Here is a 2,420-nt window from a genome sequence, read left to right as displayed (position 1 = left end):
CCTGGATGCGGGCGAACTCCTCCTTGTCGTAGTCTCTGGGCAGGTGCACCCAGCCAGTGAAGTCGCCGCCGGCGCCGCTGCCGCTCTCCAGCTTGGCGCGGCCCTCCTCCAGCCCGGCCAGACGGCTGGTCAGCCAGTCCTCCGGCAGAAAGGATGCCGCGTTGGAAACATTACAGGTAAGCATGATTGCCCCTCCTCTTTGTTAAGGCTTGTCCTGCCCACAGTATACACCAACGGGCGGCAATTTCCTAGGGGGAATTTGGCAATCCGGAGAAAAAAGCGCCGGGCCGCAGCAGCGGCCCGGCCTGTTAAAACGGCCTCGCAGAGTTCCGTCATCCGCAGATGACGGAATAAAATCAAAATCCGTCATTTCCAGGGACATGCGCCCTGGAAATGACACTCCTCATGGCGGGAGGGGTGACTTTTTCGCAAGAAAACGAACCCCTTCCGCCATGCAGCTCCTCTCGGAAAAGCGGCTTTACCGCTTTTCCGATCATAAGTGATCGCTGTCCACCAGGATATTGTCGGTGCCGTGCTCCTCAAATTCCGCGATATAGGCGTCGATGCGGCTGGACAGCTCCTCGTAGTTGTTCTGGTCGATGGAGGCGTCCTCCATGTCCCGGCGGGCCAGATCCTCCGCCAGGATGTCGAAGAACACATTGTTCTCATATTCCATGATCGCCTCGTGGATGCCGCCCTCGGCAAAGGCCCGGGAGGGCACCACCTCTCCCTGCCAGTCCTCGGCCAGCACGCCCATGCCCTCCTCCCGGGCTTTGGCGAACAAAAGGCTCTCCACCTCGTCGTAGTCCTTGAACCGGTCGTCCCCCCGGGTGGAGTTCAAAATCCAGTTGCCAATATAGGCCATATCCAGCAGGCGGCGGAATTGTTTGGTCGTCAGCTCCAGCTTCATCGCTTGAACCCTCCTCGCTGTCATGACGTGGGGCGGCGCGGCGGCCGCCTCTACCCCATATTATAGTCAGCCCCGCCAAAATGTCAAACGCAGAGGCGGTCGGAAACCATGAAAATACCCCTTGTCAGGGGGCCATTTTTCGCCTATGATGGAGAGAACAGACCAGAGGATGCTTTCAGGAGGGATTTGGATTGGATCAGCGGCCCATCGGCGTCTTTGATTCCGGCCTGGGGGGGCTCACCGCTGTGCGGGAGCTGTGCCGCCTGCTGCCGGGGGAGGACGTGGTCTACTTCGGAGATACGGGACGGGTGCCCTACGGCAGCCGCTCCCGGGAGACGATCATCAAATATGCCCGGCAGGATGTGGCCTTCCTGCGCACCTTCGACCTCAAGGCCATCCTCATCGCCTGCGGCACCGTGTCCACCACCGCGCTGGACGTGCTCTCCGCCGAGAACCCCATCCCCGTGATGGGGGTGGTGGAGCCCGCCGCCCGGGCGGCGGCCCGGCTCACCCGCAGCGGGAACATCGGCCTGATCGGCACCCAGACCTCGGTGCGCAGCGGCGCCTATGAGCGGGCCATCCAGGCAGAAAACCCGGCGGCCCGGGTCACCGGGCAGCCCTGCCCCCTGTTCGTGCCCCTGGTGGAGAACGGCCGGTTCCGCCCCGGCGACATTGTAATCGAGACGGTGGCGGCGGAATACCTGGCCCCCCTGAAGGCGGCCGGAGTGGACACCCTGGTGCTGGGGTGCACCCACTACCCCCTGCTGGAGGAGGTCATCGCCGCCTGCATGGGCCCCGGCGTGGCCCTGGTCAGCGCCGGGGCGGAGGGAGCCCGGGCGGCGGCGGACTTCCTGCGCGCCCGCGGCGCCCTGTCCGGCCGGTCGGACGGCGGCGCGTGCCGCTTCTTCGTCAGCGACCGGCAGGAGGATTTTGCCCGGCTGGCCTCCATTTTCCTGGGGCGGGACGTTACCGAGGCGGTGGAGCTCACCGATATCAGCCAATATTGAGGGGATCCCCCTTTACATCCGGCCCGCCGTCGGATATAATAGAATGCAATTTTCATTACAGCAAGCACCGAGGTACCAATCACCATGGAGAACAACGTCATCATTTCCATTCAGGGAAAGCAGTCTTTCCAGGCCCAGGAGGACGACACCATTGAGCTGGTCACCGAGGGCTGCCTGGAGCCCGACGGCGACGAGGGCTATACCCTGACCTATCAGGAGAGCCAGCTCACCGGACTGGAGGGCACCCTGACCACCTTCCAGATCGAGCCCGACCGGGTCACCCTGCTGCGGGTGGGGGAGGTCAACTCCCAGATGGTCTTTGAGGAGGGCCGGCGGCACCTGTCCATGTACGACACGCCCTACGGCGCCCTGTCCATCGGGGTGAACACCCGCCGGATGCGCAGCGATCTGAGCGCCAGCGGCGGCAGCATCGAGATCGACTACGCCATCGAGATTGACCACGCCCTGGCAGGCCAGAACCTGTTCCGGATTCAAGTGCGGGA

3 protein-coding genes and 1 pseudogene are annotated in these 2,420 nt (G+C 63.5%); 2 read left to right on the top strand and 2 right to left on the bottom strand.

The annotated features are described in order from the left end of the window. Together QZ378_RS12710 and QZ378_RS12705 are read right to left on the bottom strand one after the other, a co-directional pair. Window positions 1-184, bottom strand: a pseudogene (locus QZ378_RS12710) (glucose-6-phosphate isomerase); the annotation flags it as partial. Between the two features lie 309 nt (window positions 185-493). Beyond that, window positions 494-910, bottom strand: coding sequence for a hypothetical protein (locus tag QZ378_RS12705; RefSeq protein ID WP_087237604.1), 417 nt, complete (start codon window positions 908-910; stop codon window positions 494-496). A gap of 191 nt (window positions 911-1,101) precedes the next feature. Here QZ378_RS12705 and murI point away from each other — a divergent pair, with 191 nt between their 5' ends. Next, window positions 1,102-1,917, top strand: coding sequence for a glutamate racemase (murI, locus tag QZ378_RS12700; RefSeq protein WP_291258533.1), 816 nt, complete (start codon window positions 1,102-1,104; stop codon window positions 1,915-1,917). Window positions 1,918-2,001: 84 nt separating this feature from the next. Beyond that, window positions 2,002-2,420 (top strand): DUF1934 domain-containing protein (locus QZ378_RS12695; protein ID WP_291258532.1); only part of this gene is annotated, 419 nt, incomplete at its 3' end.

Origin of the sequence: Flavonifractor sp. (assembly GCF_019422385.1) — a bacterium.
Classification (GTDB): domain Bacteria; phylum Bacillota; class Clostridia; order Oscillospirales; family Oscillospiraceae; genus Flavonifractor; species Flavonifractor avistercoris.
The sequence above is the reverse complement of the archived record's forward strand: the minus strand, read 5'-3'. Positions and strand labels throughout refer to the sequence as shown.